Origin of the sequence: Streptomyces sp. NPDC087859, from assembly GCF_044742595.1 — a bacterium.
Lineage (GTDB): Bacteria > Actinomycetota > Actinomycetes > Streptomycetales > Streptomycetaceae > Streptomyces > Streptomyces canus_F.
Genome location: NZ_JBIUUU010000006.1, coordinates 335,058 through 350,089, shown reverse-complemented (window position 1 = coordinate 350,089; position 15,032 = coordinate 335,058). Strand labels below are relative to the sequence as shown.

14 protein-coding genes are annotated in these 15,032 nt (G+C 72.1%); 8 read left to right on the top strand and 6 right to left on the bottom strand.

Annotation, left to right across the window (positions count from 1 at the left end; all coding sequences use genetic code 11):
- Positions 1 to 30: 30 nt before the first annotated feature.
- Positions 31 to 1,188 carry an acetyl-CoA C-acetyltransferase gene (locus ACIOHP_RS16940; RefSeq protein WP_361488302.1) on the top strand — a complete coding sequence of 386 codons (1,158 nt, stop codon included), beginning with the start codon at positions 31 to 33 and terminating at the stop codon, positions 1,186 to 1,188.
- A gap of 84 nt (positions 1,189 to 1,272) precedes the next feature.
- On the opposite strand, the gene ACIOHP_RS16935 is transcribed toward ACIOHP_RS16940, so the two are convergent.
- Genes ACIOHP_RS16935 through ACIOHP_RS16920 form a run of 4 tightly spaced genes read right to left on the bottom strand, consistent with a single transcriptional unit; the run spans position 1,273 to position 4,651 of the window.
- A complete protein-coding gene (locus ACIOHP_RS16935; protein ID WP_401888143.1) occupies positions 1,273 to 2,361 on the bottom strand; it encodes an NAD(P)H-dependent flavin oxidoreductase in 1,089 nt (362 codons plus the stop codon).
- Complete coding sequence (locus ACIOHP_RS16930) at positions 2,361 to 3,077, bottom strand: CoA-transferase subunit beta (RefSeq protein WP_401888388.1); 717 nt, start codon at positions 3,075 to 3,077, stop codon at positions 2,361 to 2,363. The genes ACIOHP_RS16935 and ACIOHP_RS16930 overlap by 1 nt, the downstream gene beginning before the upstream one ends.
- Positions 3,078 to 3,088: 11 nt before the next feature.
- Positions 3,089 to 3,892, bottom strand: coding sequence for a CoA transferase subunit A (locus tag ACIOHP_RS16925; RefSeq protein ID WP_401888140.1), 804 nt, complete (start codon positions 3,890 to 3,892; stop codon positions 3,089 to 3,091).
- Positions 3,893 to 4,651, bottom strand: a complete 759-nt coding sequence (locus ACIOHP_RS16920) for an enoyl-CoA hydratase family protein (RefSeq protein ID WP_401888137.1) — start codon at positions 4,649 to 4,651, stop codon at positions 3,893 to 3,895.
- A 54-nt stretch (positions 4,652 to 4,705) separates the two neighbouring features.
- Here ACIOHP_RS16920 and ACIOHP_RS16915 point away from each other — a divergent pair, with 54 nt between their 5' ends.
- Positions 4,706 to 5,446, top strand: coding sequence for an SDR family oxidoreductase (locus ACIOHP_RS16915; RefSeq protein WP_401888134.1), 741 nt, complete (start codon positions 4,706 to 4,708; stop codon positions 5,444 to 5,446).
- A 1-nt stretch (position 5,447) separates the two neighbouring features.
- Positions 5,448 to 6,353 carry an SDR family oxidoreductase gene (locus ACIOHP_RS16910; RefSeq protein WP_361545059.1) on the top strand — a complete coding sequence of 302 codons (906 nt, stop codon included), beginning with the start codon at positions 5,448 to 5,450 and terminating at the stop codon, positions 6,351 to 6,353.
- Positions 6,354 to 6,431: 78 nt separating this feature from the next.
- Here ACIOHP_RS16910 and ACIOHP_RS16905 read toward each other — a convergent pair whose 3' ends face one another.
- Complete coding sequence (locus ACIOHP_RS16905) at positions 6,432 to 7,313, bottom strand: hypothetical protein (RefSeq protein ID WP_401888131.1); 882 nt, start codon at positions 7,311 to 7,313, stop codon at positions 6,432 to 6,434.
- Positions 7,314 to 7,414: 101 nt separating this feature from the next.
- Between ACIOHP_RS16905 and ACIOHP_RS16900 the strand changes: the two genes are divergently transcribed.
- Entirely contained in the window at positions 7,415 to 7,843 is a 429-nt protein-coding gene (locus ACIOHP_RS16900; RefSeq protein WP_361545412.1) for a GNAT family N-acetyltransferase, read from the top strand.
- On the opposite strand, the gene ACIOHP_RS16895 is transcribed toward ACIOHP_RS16900, so the two are convergent.
- Complete coding sequence (locus ACIOHP_RS16895) at positions 7,830 to 9,569, bottom strand: beta-galactosidase family protein (protein ID WP_401888129.1); 1,740 nt, start codon at positions 9,567 to 9,569, stop codon at positions 7,830 to 7,832. The genes ACIOHP_RS16900 and ACIOHP_RS16895 overlap by 14 nt on opposite strands.
- Before the next feature lie 83 nt (positions 9,570 to 9,652).
- On the opposite strand from ACIOHP_RS16895, the gene ACIOHP_RS16890 reads away from it, so the two are divergent.
- The 4 genes from ACIOHP_RS16890 to pepN all read left to right on the top strand — a co-directional run bounded on the left by ACIOHP_RS16890 (position 9,653) and on the right by pepN (position 15,001).
- The gene (locus ACIOHP_RS16890; RefSeq protein ID WP_401888126.1) at positions 9,653 to 10,537 is read left to right on the top strand and encodes a helix-turn-helix domain-containing protein; all 885 of its coding nucleotides are present in this window, start codon (positions 9,653 to 9,655) and stop codon (positions 10,535 to 10,537) included.
- Between the two features lie 851 nt (positions 10,538 to 11,388).
- Positions 11,389 to 11,748, top strand: a complete 360-nt coding sequence (locus tag ACIOHP_RS16885) for a chorismate mutase (RefSeq protein WP_361545047.1) — start codon at positions 11,389 to 11,391, stop codon at positions 11,746 to 11,748.
- Positions 11,749 to 11,888: 140 nt separating this feature from the next.
- Positions 11,889 to 12,440 (top strand): two-component system response regulator, encoded by a 552-nt coding sequence (locus tag ACIOHP_RS16880; protein WP_401888123.1) that lies wholly within the window; start codon positions 11,889 to 11,891, stop codon positions 12,438 to 12,440.
- A gap of 56 nt (positions 12,441 to 12,496) precedes the next feature.
- A complete protein-coding gene (gene pepN, locus ACIOHP_RS16875; RefSeq protein WP_401888121.1) occupies positions 12,497 to 15,001 on the top strand; it encodes an aminopeptidase N in 2,505 nt (834 codons plus the stop codon).
- Positions 15,002 to 15,032: the final 31 nt, after the last annotated feature.

Genomic DNA, 15,032 nt, shown 5'->3' with positions numbered 1-15,032 from the left:
TGGGGATTCTGAGGAGTCTGGGGAGTTGCCATGGCCGAGGCCTACATCGTCGAAGCGGTCCGCACGCCCGTCGGGCGGCGCAAGGGAGGGCTCAGCGGGGTCCATCCCGCCGACCTGGGCGCGCATGTGCTGAAGGAACTGGTGGCGCGGGCCGGGGTGGATCCCGGCGCCGTCGAGGACGTCGTCTTCGGCTGTCTGGACGCGGTGGGGCCGCAGGCCGGGGACATCGCGCGGACCTGCTGGCTGGCGGCCGGGCTGCCCGAGGAGGTGCCGGGGGTGACGGTGGACCGGCAGTGCGGCTCCTCCCAGCAGGCGGTGCACTTCGCGGCGCAGGGCGTGCTGTCGGGGACGCAGGATCTGGTGGTCGCGGGCGGGGTGCAGAACATGTCCCTGATCCCCATCGCCTTCGCCACCCGGCAGGCCGCCGAGCCGCTCGGACTCACGCAGGGCCCCTTCGCGGGCAGTGAGGGCTGGCAGGCGCGGTACGGGGGCAAGCCGGTGAACCAGTTCGTGGGCGCCGAGATGATCGCCGCGAAGTGGGGGATCAGCCGGCAGGACCAGGAGGAGTTCGCGCTGCGCTCGCACCGGCGGGCGGTGCGGGCGATCGACGAGGGGCGCTTCGAACGGGAGACCGTCGCCTACGGGGACGTGTCCGTCGACGAGGGCCCGCGGCGGGACACCTCGCTGGAGAAGATGGCCGGGCTGAAGCCGGTCGTCGAGGGCGGCACGGTCACCGCCGCGTGCTCCTCGCAGGTCTCGGACGGGGCGGCGGCCATGCTGCTGGCCTCGGAGCGGGCGGTACGCGAACACGGGCTGACGCCACGCGCCCGCGTGCACCACCTCTCGGTGCGCGGCGAGGACCCGATCCGCATGCTGACGGCACCGATACCCGCCACCGCCCACGCCCTCAAGAAGACCGGCCTCTCCATCCATGACATCGACCTCGTCGAGATCAACGAGGCCTTCGCCCCGGTCGTCCTGGCCTGGCTGAAGGAGACCGGAGCGGACCCGGAGAAGGTCAACGCCAACGGTGGAGCCATCGCCCTCGGCCATCCCCTGGGCGCGACGGGCGTCAAGCTGATGACGACCCTGCTGCACGAACTGGAGCGCACGGGCGGCCGGTTCGGACTGCAGACGATGTGCGAGGGCGGCGGCCAGGCGAACGTGACGATCATCGAGCGGCTCTGAGCGGTTGAGACGCGGACCGCGCCCCGCAAGGGGCGCGGGGAACTGCGCGATCAACCACAGCCGACCGGCACTCGCCGAACGGCATCAGCCTCCCGAGCTGCTGGGCGCCCTGCGCAACCCGAGCGCACCGCCCGCCGACAGCGCCCCCACGACTTCCGCAGCCTCCGCCATCACCCGCTCCACCAGCTCCGCACACGACGGCAGGTCGTCGATCACGCCCGCGACCTGCCCGGAAGCCATGACACCGAGATCCGTACGGCCGTCCACCATCGCCGACCTGAGCAGCATCGGCGTGTTCGCGGCGAGGAGGACCTGACTCCAGGTGAGGTCCTTGCCGTGCTTCAGGGAGAGGCCATCGCGGATCATCTGCCGCCAGGTGAGTCCGGACAGGCGGCGGAAACCGGTCGCGTGGCGGACCGCCCGCACAAGGGCCTGCACGCGGCCGGAGTTCTCCAGCCCGGTCACCAGGTCCGTGCGCAGCATCCGGTGCGGCAGGCCGTCGACCGCCCGCGTCACCGTCACGTCCCTCACCGTCGCCGCCAGATAGCGTGCCTTCACCGCGTCCGGCACCGTGGAGTCCGACGTGAGCAGGAACCGGGTGCCCATCGCGACACCCGCCGCCCCGTACGCCAGCGCCGCGACCAGCCCCCGCCCGTCGAAGAACCCCCCGGCCGCCACGACCGGGATGTCCACCGCGTCCACCACCTGCGGCAGCAGCACGGTCGTCGCCACCTCGCCGGTGTGTCCACCGCCCTCCCCGCCCTGCACGATCACCGCGTCCGCCCCCCACGCCGCCACCTTCTCGGCATGCCGACGGGCACCGACGGACGGGACGACGACGACCCCCGCCTCCTTGAGCTCGGCGATCAGCTCGGCGGAGGGCGCGAGGGCGAAGGAGGCGACCCGCACCCCCTCGTCGATCATCAGCCGCACCCGGTCGCCCGCGTCCGCCGCGTCGGCACGCAGATTGACGCCGAAGGGCGCGTCCGTACGGGACTTGACCTCCCGCACCGCCTCGCGCAGCCCGTCGAGGGTCATCGTCGCCGAGGCCAGGATGCCCAGCGCGCCCGCGTTCGCCGTGGCCGACACCAGGCGGGGGCCCGCCACCCAGCCCATCCCGGTCTGCACGATCGGATGGCGGACCCCGACGAGCCGGGTGAGTGCCGTGTCCATCAGACGGCGACCTCCCGCGAGCGGACCCCGGCCGGGTCGAGCACCTCGCGGATCAACTCCAGCTCGTCCGCCGTCGGTTCACGCGTGTACGGCACCTCGTCCGGGACGTTCAGGGCGAACCCCGTGGCCTCCGCGACCTGCTCGACGCTCACCCCGGGATGCAGCGAGGCCAGCCGCATCGAGTGGTCCGGCGTCGCGAAGTCGAAGACGCCGAGGTCGGAGACGACGCGGGGGATGCGATGGAAGCGGGCGCCGGCAGCGTGGTCGTAACCCACCCCGCACACCAGGTCGACCTTCTCGACGAAGACCCGCCGCGAGTGCCGGGGCACCCAGTAACTCGTCGGGTTGTTGAGGGTGTTGACGGGCGCTCCCCGCACTCCGAGCAATTGCCGCTTCGGCTGTGCCCAGTCGCCGATGCAGGAGATGTTCTGGTTGCCGTACCGGTCGATCTGGCTCGCGCCCATCATCACGTGCCGCCGCCCGCCGGTGACCAGGGTCAGATGCTGCCGGTACGGCAGCCAGCCCTCGACGGTGCCGTCCGGGCGGACCAGCATCGCCTCGCCGTCCGTCAGCAGCAGATCCGGGGCGAAGGTGAGCCGCGCGAGACGGGCCCCGACGGAGGGGATCAGCCCCATGGGGCTCGCCAGGATCTCGCCGCCGTCCCGCCAGGCCTCGGCACAGGCGATCACGCAGTACTCGGCGCGGGTGGGCGGGATGGGCGAGGCGTTCACGATCCCTCCTTCAGGTACCGTGCCGCGAACTCCGGCCAGGGCGTGGTCGCATAGGCCTTCTGCCAGGCCTCGTCCCGCCCGTAGTCCGGCGCGCAGGACGTGAAGTGCGCCCCGTTCGGCGCCTCGACGACTCCGGTCACCGCATGCCGCTTGAGCAGCAGCGACTGCGGCGGCGCCTCCTTCGTCAACTCTGCTGTGTCGACGACCCGTTCGCACGAGACGTACGCGGTGTCCGCCGCCTCGCAGAAGAGGTCGTCGAAGTAGGGGTCCGGGCCCAGACACTGCCCGTTGCCCAGCCGGTCGGCGCGGTTGACGTGGACCAGGGCCGCGTCCAGACGCAGGGCGGGCATGGCCACGAACGTCTCGCCGTCGTCGTACGGCGACGTCACCGTCGACAGCCCGGGGTTGACCCGCATCACGTCCGAGCCGACGCCCGCCCGCACCGGCAGGAAGGGCATGCGGTTCGCCGCCGCGTGCAGCCCCCACATGAACATCGCCTCGTCGATCTCCATCAGCTCGAAGGCGCCGCGCTCCCGGGCCGCGCGGTAGTGCGGTTCGAGGGGGATCGAGTCGAGGGTGACGAACGCGGCCACCAGCTTGCGGATCCGTCCGGCCGCGGCGAGCATGCCGACGTCCGGGCCGCCGTACGAGACGATCGTCAGGTCGCTGACATCCGACCGGAGCAGCGCCCTGACCAGGGCCATCGGTTTGCGGCGCGAGCCCCAGCCGCCGATGCCGAGGGTCATGCCGTTGCGCAGCCGGGCCACGGCCTCGTCCGCGGTCATGGTCTTGTCGCTCACCTATCGGCCCTCCTTCCCGAAGCTGTCACGGATGCGGTCGGCCACCCCGGCGGTGCTCGCCTCGAAGGTGAAACCCTGCTCGAAGCGGTAACTGCGGTGCACGTCGACCGGGTCGATGCCGTTGATCGCGGCCTTGGCGAGCCGGAGCAGCTCTCCGTCCTTGGCGGCGATCTCACGCGCCAACTCCAGTGCCGCTTGCAGGAGTTCGGCACGCGGCACCACCCGCCACACCGAACCGTGCGCGTGCAGCTCGGCCGCGGTCGCCGTGCGGGAGGTGAAGTACAGGGCGCGCATGAGGTGCTGGGGGACCAGCCGGGCCAGATGCGTGGCCGCGCCCAACGCGCCCCGGTCCAGCTCGGGCAGCCCGAAGGTGGCGTCCTCGCTCGCCACGATCGCGTCCGCGTTTCCGACGAGGCCGACACCGCCGCCCAGGCAGAAGCCCTGCACGGCCGCCACCACGGGGACCTCGCAGTCGTACACCGCCGAAAAGGCCTCGTAGCAGCCGCGGTTGGCGCCGACGAGAGCCGAAGGGCCCTGCTTCTGGATCTCCTTGATGTCCACGCCCGCGTTGAACCCCCGGCCCTCGGCGGCCAGCACCACGCACCGCACCCGCGGATCGCGGCCCGCCCCGCGCACCGCGTCGGCGAGCGCGAACCAGCCGTCCACCGGCAGGGCGTTCACCGGGGGGAAGTCGACCGTGACGACCGCGATGCCGTCCTTTCCGTGCCCCGTTTCCCGGGACGAGGTGGAGACACCCATGGAAGCATCAGCTACCTTTCCACCAAACGTTTGTTAGGTGAAGGGTAGCGGCGAATGGAGCTGAAGGGGAGGGTCGCGGTCGTCACCGGCGGCACGCGGGGAGTCGGTGCGGGGATCGCGCGGGCGTTCGTGAGCGCGGGGGCGGACGTCGTGGTGTGTGCCCGACGGCCACCCGAAGTGCCTCTGGAGGGGGCCGAGTTCGTCTCCCTGGACGTGCGTGACCCGGACGCGGTACGCGCCTTTTTCGCCGCGCTGCCCCGCCTCGACGTCCTCGTCAACAACGCGGGCGGCGGGCCGTTCCGGCTGCTCGCGGACGCGGACGCCGAGCGGCACACGCGCGTGATCGAGCTGAACCTGCTCGCCCCGCTCACGGCCTCCCTCGCGGCCTACGAGCACCTGAAACGGTCGAAGGGCTCGGTCGTCATGATCGGCAGCGTCAGCGGCAGCCGCCCCTCGCCCGGATCGGCGGCGTACGGGGCGGCGAAGGCCGGACTGGAGAACCTCGCCCGGTCGATGGCGGTGGAGTGGGCGCCGGACGTACGGGTGAACACCCTGGTCGTCGGCATGGTGCGCACCGAGCTGGCCCACCTCCACTACGGCGACCAGGACGGCATCGACGCCGTCTCCCGCACCGTCCCGCTCGGCAGACTGGCCGAGCCCGCCGATATCGGCGCCGCGGCCGTCTTCCTCGCCTCGGACGCCGCCGCGTACATCACCGGGGCGTCGCTGCTGGTGCACGGGGGCGGAGAGCGGCCGCTGTTCCTGGACGCGGCAACTGCCAACAAGGAGAGTTGAGATGAGCGGAATCTGCGACGGCAGGGTCGTCGTCGTCACCGGGGCCGGCCGCGGACTCGGCCGGGCGCACGCGCTCGCCTTCGCCGCCGAGGGGGCCCGCGTCGTCGTCAACGACCTCGGCGTCGGCCTCGACGGGGCGCCCGACGCGGACAGCCCGGCCGCACAGGTGGTCGCGGAGATCCGTGCGGCGGGCGGCGAGGCCGTCGCCCACGGCGGCGACATCGCGACGACCCAAGGGGCCGGCTCCCTGATCGCCGCCGCGCTGGAGACGTACGGCCGCCTCGACACCCTCGTCAACAACGCCGGGTTCCTGCGCGACCGGATGCTCGTCAACCTCGACGAGGACGACTGGGACGCGGTGATGCGCGTCCACCTCAAGGGCCACTTCCTGCCGCTCAAGCACGCCGCCGCGCACTGGAGGGCGGAGGCGAAGGCGGGGCGCACGCCGGTCGCCCGGGTCGTCAACACCAGCAGCGGGGCCGGGTTGCTGGGCTCGGTCGGACAGGGGAACTACAGCGCGGCGAAGGCCGGGATCGTGGGCCTCACCCTTGTCGCCTCGGCGGAGCTCGCACGCTACGGCGTCCAGGTCAACGCGATCGCCCCGGCGGCACGGACACGGATGACGGAGCACACCTTCGCCGACACCATGGCGGCACCGGGCGAGGGCTTCGACGCGATGGCCCCGGAGAACGTCTCCCCCCTGGTCGTCTGGCTGGGATCGGCGGCGAGCACGGGGGTGAGCGGGCGGGTGTTCGAGGTGGAGGCCGGCCGGATCACGGTGATGGAGGGCTGGAGGCCGGGCCCGAGCACGGACAAGGGGGAGAGGTGGACCCCGGCGGAGGCGGGAGAGACTGCGCTGAAACTGCTCGGCGAGGCGGAGACCCCGGGACAGGTCTACGGGGCGTAGGGCAACCCACCCGCCTTTGAGGGGCGCGGGGAACTGCGCGATCAGCCCCCCACCGACCCGCCGACAACGACGGACCCCCTACGTGTCGCACTCCAGCACGGTCCTGCACAACCCGCACCGCGCCCGAACCCGCCCCCGCACCGGCACCCTGATCTTCTGATGACAGGTAGGACAAGGAAAGGAGACCCGCAGCCCCCCGGCACCCCCATCAGGCGTGAACGCGTAGGACGAGCCGGCCTGCGGAACATGAGCCCGCCGGTCACGGGCATACCGCCGCCGCCCAGCCCACCCCGCCGCGGTGAGCGGAGGCTGCTGCTCATCCTGCCGCGCCTTCGCCATCCCCTTCACATACGCCGTATAGGCCTGCGGACTGGTGAACCACACCGACGGATCCTCACCGAACACCAGCGACCGCTTCGCCAGCACGTACCCGAACTCCTCCGGCGTCAGATACCCCAGCTTCTGCGAGGACGCCGCGTCCTCCCGGTACGCGTCAAGGAGCAGCCACCCCGCACCCAGATACGTCGTCGCCGTGTCCGTGAGGATCTCGTTCTCCCTGATCCCCGGGAACGACAGATCGAGCCGGTGCAGATAGACATGCATCACCTCGTGCGCCAGCGCCGCCCCGATGTCCCGGCGATGGGTACGGAAACGGTCGTTCAACTCCACGAAGTACTCGGGCCCCGCCGCCAGTTCGACATGCGCCGCATGCGTCATCTCCCGGAAGCCGACGATCATCCGGGCGTCGGGAAGCCGGTAGTGCCGCACCAGCTCACGGGCCACCCGCTGCGCCCCCAGATGGAGATCGTCCGTGTCGCAGAACGCCACGTCGGCGGGGGCCACACTGGTCGAGAACGTCTGGACGGTGTCGTACGACAGCCGTTTCCAGAGCGCGGTGATCGAGGCCCGCACCATCTCCAGGTGCGGGAAGCCGTGCTCGACCGGTCCGTCGTTCGCCACGCCCGTACCCCCAAGACGCCGTGAACCCGACTCCACTCTACGAGGGTGCGGGCGGATTCTCCCCGGCGGACAGCCGCCCTGGCATACTCCCGGCCGTGACCATGAAACCCGGCACCTCCTTGCGGATCGGCGACAAGGACGACGCCCTGGAGCAGCGCCTCGACGACGAGCTCACCGCCTTCAACGCCGAGGCGACCGGCGCCGGCACCCCGGCACCCCTCACCGTCCGGGCCACCGATGCCGACGGAGAGCTGGCCGGCGGACTGACCGCGTGGATCTGGGGCTCCTGCTGCGCCGTCGACATGCTGTGGGTGCGCGCGGACCAGCGCCACGCGGGCTGGGGGACCCGGCTCATGGGCGCCGCCGAGGAGGAGGCGGTGCGGCGCGGCTGCACCGAGATGATCGTCTCCTCCTTCACCTTCCAGGCCCCCGGCTTCTACAAGGGCCTCGGCTTCCGCGAGACCGGCCGCACGGAGGGCATCCCCGGCGGCCACCAGGACGTGCACCTGCACAAGGTCATCGGCTCCTGAGCCGTGGCGCCCGGTCGGGCGCCGCCTTCTCGAACTCCAGCACCCATACGTCGTTGACGCCCTCCCGCAGCACCGGGCCGGGCACGTACAGCGCCTGCTGCGGGCCCGCGGACCAGTAGCGGCCCAGGTTGAAGCCGTTGACCCACACGAACCCCCGTGTCCAGCCCGGCAGTTCGAGCAGTGCGTCCCCCGCGCCCCGCACGGTGAGGGTGCCCCGGTAGAGGCCCGGGCCGCCTTCCTCGGAAAGCGGCCGGAAAGGCACCCCGTCCACGTCCGCCAGCGCGTCCAGGCGCAGCCCACGCGCGCGTACCCCGTGCAGATACTGCCGCTCGTGCAGCAGCCCCCCGGTGATCCCCTTCGCCTCCCCGGTCCGCGGGCCGTAGTTGACCCGCCCCAGGGACTCCACCCACAGCTCCACGCGCGCGTGCCCGGCCACGGGCTCCTTCAGCCGTTCGTCCTCCTCGGTGAGCACCCCGGCCCGCTCCCCGTCGACGTACACCACCGCCAGATCCCGCAGCCCGCGCGCGATCAGCGGATACGGCTGCCGGGGCCCCGGGACGGTCACCTCGTAGCGCACCAGGCCCCGGTCGACGTCGAGTTCCTCGAAGGTCGGCGGGACGGGGGACGTGGTCTCCGGGCCGCCGAGCGTCTCCAGTACGTCGCTCATGGGCGCCCAGCCGGTGGGCGCCATTTCGGCGGGGGAGCCCAACTGCGCGGGCTCCAGCGGTGGTTCGGGGAGCGGGCCGGCCGCGTACTCGGCCAGCACCTCACGGAAACGCCAGAACTTGTCCGTCGGACATCCGAACTCGTCGATCGGCGCGTCATAGTCGTAGGACGTCACGTCCGGCTCCAGCACACCGTCGTGCAGATCGCCACCGCCCCGGTTCGCGCCCGACCATCCCGCGAAGCTCGTCCCGCCGTGCGCCATGTAGAGGTTCACGGAGGCCCCGCACTCCACGATCTCCCGCAGGGCCGCCGCCGCGTCACCAGGATCCCGTACGACGTGCTCGGCGCCCCAGTGGTCGAACCAGCCGCACCAGAACTCCATGCACATCAGCGGCCCGTCAGGGCGGTGCCGGCGCAGCGTCTCGAAGGCCACGCGCGCGTGGGAGCCGAAGTTGACCGTGGCGAGGACACCGGGGATCGAGCCGCCGGTCAGCATGTGGTCCTCGGGGCCGTCGGAGGTGAACAGCGGGACCGTGACGCCCGTCTCGCGCAGAAGAGCGGCCAGCCGCCGCAGATACTCCGCGTCCGAGCCGTAACTGCCGTACTCGTTCTCCACCTGCACCATGATCACCGGACCGCCGCGGTCGATCTGCCGGGCCACGACCTGGGGCAGCAGCCGACGGAACCAGCGCTCCACATGCCCCAGGTACTCCGCGTCGCCGGTGCGCGGCCGTCCCGTCAGCCAGTGCGGCAGCCCGCCGTTCTCCCACTCGGCACAGATGTACGGCCCCGGCCGCACGATCGCCCACAGCCCCGCCTCCCGCGCCGCGTCCAGGAAACGGCCCAGGGCCTCCACATCGTCGTAGGAACCCGGCCGCGGCTCGTGAAGATTCCACGGGACGTACGTCTCCACGCAGTTCAGGCCCATCGCCCGCAGCATCGCCAGCCGGTGCCCCCACTGCGCCTCGTGCACCCGGAAGTAGTGCAGCGCACCGGACAGCAGCCGCACCGGCCGTCCGTCCAGCAGAAAGTCCTTTTCCCCCGCCGTGAACTCGCTCATACGCCCCACCCTCACCTCTGGCGCAGGTCAGGGTCCATGGACAAAGATCGGCGCAGCTTGGACGGACGAAACGGGGCCTGTCGATGTACCACACCTGGATGCGGTTCCTCACGCCCGGCCCCGCCCACCACCGCCTCGGCCTCGTCTGCCTCGGCGTCGGCCTCCAGTACGGCGCCCTGCCCACCGTCGGCCCCCGCACCCTCGACCACCACGTCGCCGTCGTCATCAGCACCGGCGGCGGCTGGTACGAGGACGCCCGCGGGCGCCGTACGACCGTCACCGCGCCCGCCCTGCTGTGGCTCACCCCCGGCGTCCCCCACCACTACGCGCCCGACCCCGACACCGGCTGGGACGAGGGCTTCGTCGACTTCACCGGGCCCGCCACCGCCACCTACACCGACCTCGGCTACATCGAACCCGACCGGCCCGTCGTCCCCCTGACCGACGCCACCGGACCCCGTGCCGTCATCGGACGCATGGCCCGCGCCGCCCGCCGCGACAACCCCCTCCTGGAGGTCGAGACCGGCGCCGCCGTCCACGAACTCCTCGTCGCCCTGCGCCGCGCCCGCGCCGACCTCACCCCCGATGGCCACCAGGTCCTCAAGGCCCTCGCCCGCGACGCCTTCACCCCCTTGTCCGTGGCCGACCACGCCGCCCGGCACGGCATGACCCTCGCCGAACTGCGCACCGCCGTGCGCCGCGGCGCCGGGTGCAGCCCCAAGGACTACCTCCTCGGCATCCGCCTGGGCCGCGCCAAGGAACTCCTCGCCGCCACCGAACTCCCCGTCGCCGCCGTCGCCCGCCGCGTCGGCTACGACGACCCCGCCTACTTCTCCCGCCTGTTCACCCGCCGCGTCGGCACCGCACCCGTCCGCTTCCGCGCCCAGCAGGGCCGCGCCGTCCCCGGCGGCTGGAGCGACCAGGTACCCGACCCCGACGACCCGCCCCGACTACCCGGCACCACGTAGGACTACGACGGCCGCCTCCGACCCCACCGAGGCGACTCAGGCACCCCCCCCGGATGACGAGGCCCACGCCACAAGCCCCCCGGGCTGGCCCGACGAAACCGGGCTGGCCGACGCGACGCCCGGGCTGGCCTGACGAAACCGGGCTGGCCGACGCGCGACCCGGCCTGACGCGCGACCCGGCCTGACGCCCGACCCGGCCTGACGCCCGACCCGGCCTGGCGTCCGAGCCGACTCAACAACCGAGCTGGCCCGATGCTCGGGCTGGCCTGGCGTCCGAGCCGACTCAACAACCGAGCTGGCCCGATGCCCGGGCTGGCCTGACGCCCGGGCTGGCCTGACGCCCGGGCTGGCCTGACGCCCGGGCTGGCCTGACGATCGGGGTGGCCGACGCCCGGGCTGGCCCGATGATCGGGCTGGCCTAGCGTCCGAGCCGACTCAACAACCGAGCTGGCCTGACGCCCGGGCTGGCCTGACGCCCGGGCTGGCCTGACGCCCGGGCTGGCCTGAGCCCCGAGCCGACCCAACAACCGAGCTGGCCCGACGCCCAACCCGGCCTGAGCCCCGAGCCGACCCAACGACCGAGCTGGCCTGACGATCGAGCCGGCCCGGCGATCGGGCTGCCCGATGATTGGGGTGGCCAACGACCTGGGCGGTCCGGCGATCGGACTGGCCTGGCGACCGAGCCGACCCGACGACTGGGCTGGCCCAACGATCGGCCTGGTCCGACGGCCGACTCGACGACCGGGCAGGGCCGCTCCCATATGCCTTCGCGGGCGGCCGGCCGCGCGCACCGGGCCCGAGCGCGGACACCTCGACGGCGTCGCCGCAGTCGCCACGTAGGGTGGTCGCCCATGACCACCAGCACCAACGGAACCGGTGACGTCGACCCCGCCGTGCGCGAGGAGCTCGCCCGGCTGCGCGACAGCATCGACAACATCGACGCCGCCGTCGTCCACATGCTCGCCGAACGCTTCAAGGCCACCCAGCAGGTCGGCCACCTCAAGGCCCAGCACCAGCTGCCACCCGCCGACCCGGCCCGCGAGGCCCGCCAGATCGAACGGCTGCGCACCCTCGCCGAGAACGCCAAGCTCGACCCGGCCTTCGCTGAGAAGTTCCTCAATTTCATCATCGCCGAAGTGATCCGCCACCACGAACGGATCGCCGAGAGCGTGGAGAACACGATCAACGGCACCTCGCCACAGGCCAACTGACCTCGGCCGACACCAAAAGGGCGTGACAGGCGCGCCCGCGCGAGGCATGCTGCGCTGTGCACTCCTTGTCAGCTGGCGAGCACTCCCCGTCAGCTCCTCGGACATAAGCTGGTTGTCCCATGCGGGAGGGACGTCGGGCCATGCCGTCGGATGCAAAGATCCTCATCGTCGACGACCACGAGGACACCCTGTACGCCCTGGAGAGCGCCCTCGCCCCGCTGGGGTACCGGCTCAGCCGCGCCACCAGCGGCGACGAGGCCCTCAAGCAGGTACTCCGCGGGCAGGTCGGACTGCTCCTCGTCGACGTCCGCATGCCCGGCGTCAGCGGCCTCGACGTCGTGCGCTACATGCGCCGCCTGGAACAGACCCAGCACATCCCCGTCGTCCTGCTCACCGGCTTCGGCACCGACCACGAACTGACCTCCACCGCCTTCGGGCTCGGCGTCGCCGACCTGATCACGAAACCCGTCGACCCCTGGGCGCTGCGCACCAAGGTCCGCTACCTCTACGACGCCCACCGGCGCCAACTCCTGCTCCAGGAGGAGATCCGCGAACTGCGCGCCCTCGTCAAGAACCACGGCGAGACCCATGACCGCCCCGCGCGCCCCGCCCTGCCCCACCCGGACACCCGGGTCCCGCTCCAGCGCGCAGAAGGGGCGCACCACGGCAGTCTCGAACAGGACCGGACATAGGCCGCGTACCGATCCGCCCCTGTGCCCGGCCGGTCCCATCAGGCAGCATGTCCTGCATGTCCGTACTGACGCGCGACGACGCGCAGACCCGTGCCAAGCTCCTCGACGTCCACCGGTACACGATCGCCCTCGACCTGACGACCGGCGACGACACCTTCGACTCCCGCACCGTCATCCGCTTCACCCTGCGTGCGGACGGCGACACCTTCGTCGAGCTCAAGCCCGCACAGCTGCGCTCCGTCGCCCTCGACGGACAGCCCCTCGACCCGGAGACCCTGGACGGCGACCGGCTGCCCCTGAAGAACCTCACCGCCGGCGAACACGAACTCCACATCGACGCGAGCATGCGCTACTCCCGCACCGGCGAAGGCATGCACCGCTTCACCGACCCCGCCGACGGCGAGACCTACCTGTACACGAACCTGTGCATGGACGACGCCCCCCGTGTCTTCGCCGCCTTCGACCAGCCCGACCTCAAGGCCGTCTTCGAGCTGACCGTGAAGGCCCCCGAGAACTGGACCGTCCTCGCCAACGGCATCACCGAACACCTCGGCGACGGCAACTGGCAGACCGCCCCCACCCCACGGATCTCCACCTACCTCGTCGCCGTCGCCGCCGGCCCCTACCACTCCGTCACCACCGAACACCGCGGCCTGCCCTTCGGCCTGCACTGCCGCCGCTCGCTCGCCCCCTACCTCGACGCGGACGCCGACGAACTCTTCGAGGTCACCAAGCAGTGCTACGACCGCTACCACGAGAAGTTCGAGGAGCCCTACCCCTTCGACTCCTACGACCAGGCGTTCGTCCCCGAGTTCAACGCCGGCGCCATGGAGAACCCCGGACTGGTCACCTTCCGCGACGAGTTCGTCTACCGCTCCGCCGTCACCGACACCGAACGCCAGACCCGCGCCATGGTCATCGCCCACGAGATGGCCCACATGTGGTTCGGCGACCTCGTCACCCTGCGCTGGTGGGACGACATCTGGCTCAACGAGTCCTTCGCCGAGTACATGGGCTACCAGATCTGCGCCGAAGCCACCCGCTTCGCCGACACCTGGACCGACTTCGGCGTCGCCCGCAAGGCCTGGGGCTACGAGGCCGACCAGCGGCCCTCCACCCACCCGGTCGCCCCCGACCCCGAGCTGGTGCCCGACACCGCCTCCGCGATGCTCAACTTCGACGGCATCTCCTACGCCAAGGGCGCCTCCGCGCTACGGCAACTGGTGGCCTGGCTCGGCGAGAAGGACTTCCTCGCCGGCATCAACACCCACTTCGCCCGCCACAAGTTCGCCAACGCCACCCTCGCCGACTTCATCGACTCCCTCGCGAGCAGCACCGAACGCGACGTCCACGCCTGGGCGGAGACCTGGCTGCGCACCACCGGCGTCGACACCCTCAGGCCCCGGGTCACCCCCGGCGACGAAGGCACCTACACGCTCCAGGTCGAGCACACCGGCAGCCGCCCGCACCGCATCGCCGTAGGCCTCTACGACCGGACCCTGGCGGAAGGCGCGACCGACGTGGGCCGCCACCTCGTCCTGCGCGAACGCCTCGACCTCGACATCCCGCAGGCCGCCCCGCAGCCCATCGGCAAGCGCCCCGCCCTCCTGCTCCTCAACGACGGCGACCTCAGCTACGCCAAGATCCGCTTCGACGCCGACTCCTTCGACACCGTCCGCGCCGCCCTGTCGGGCCTGCCCGACCCGCTCACCCGCGCCGTCGTCTGGAACGCCCTGCGCGACGCGGTCCGCGACGGCGAACTGGCGCCCACCGCCTACCTCGAGGCCGCCCGCACCCACCTCCCGCACGAGACCGACCTCGCCCTCGTCCAGGGCGTCCTCGCCTTCGCCTCCGTCCAGGTCGCCGGCCGCTATGTGACACCCGAGGAGCGCCCCGCCGCCCTCACCACCCTCACCTCCCTGTGCCGCGACCTCATCCGCCGCACCGAGGACGGCGACAACCCCGGCCTGCGACTGATCGCCGTACGCCACTTCATCGACGTCGCCGCCCACCCCGACACCATCGCCGCCTGGCTCGCCGACGGCACCGTCCCCGGCGGCCCCGAACTCGACCCCGAACTGCGCTGGCGCGTCCTGGCCCGCCTCGCCGCCCTCGACGCCACCGACGAGACCGCCATCGCCGCCGAACTCGACCGCGACCCGTCCGCCACCGGCCAGGAGGGCGCCACCCGCTGCCGCGCCGCCCTGCCCGACGCGGCCGCCAAGCGCACCGCGTGGGAGGCCATGTTCGCCCACGACGACCTGTCCAACTACCTGTTCACCGCCACCGCCCAGGGCTTCTGGCAGCCCGAACAGGCCGAGCTCCTCCAGGAGTACGTCCCGCGCTACTTCGAGGACGCCGTCGCCCTCGCCGCCCGCCGCGGCCCCGCCATCGCCGACGCCGCCGGCCGCTACGCATTCCCCGCCCACGCCGTCGACGCCGACACCCTGAGCCACGGCGAACGGTGCCTGCGCAACGCCGACCCCATCCCGGCCCTGCGCCGCAAGCTCGCCGACCAACTCGACGACCTGGCACGCGCCTTGCGCGTAAGGGAGGCCTAGGACCCCGGACGTAGGCCGCGGTTGCTCCCGG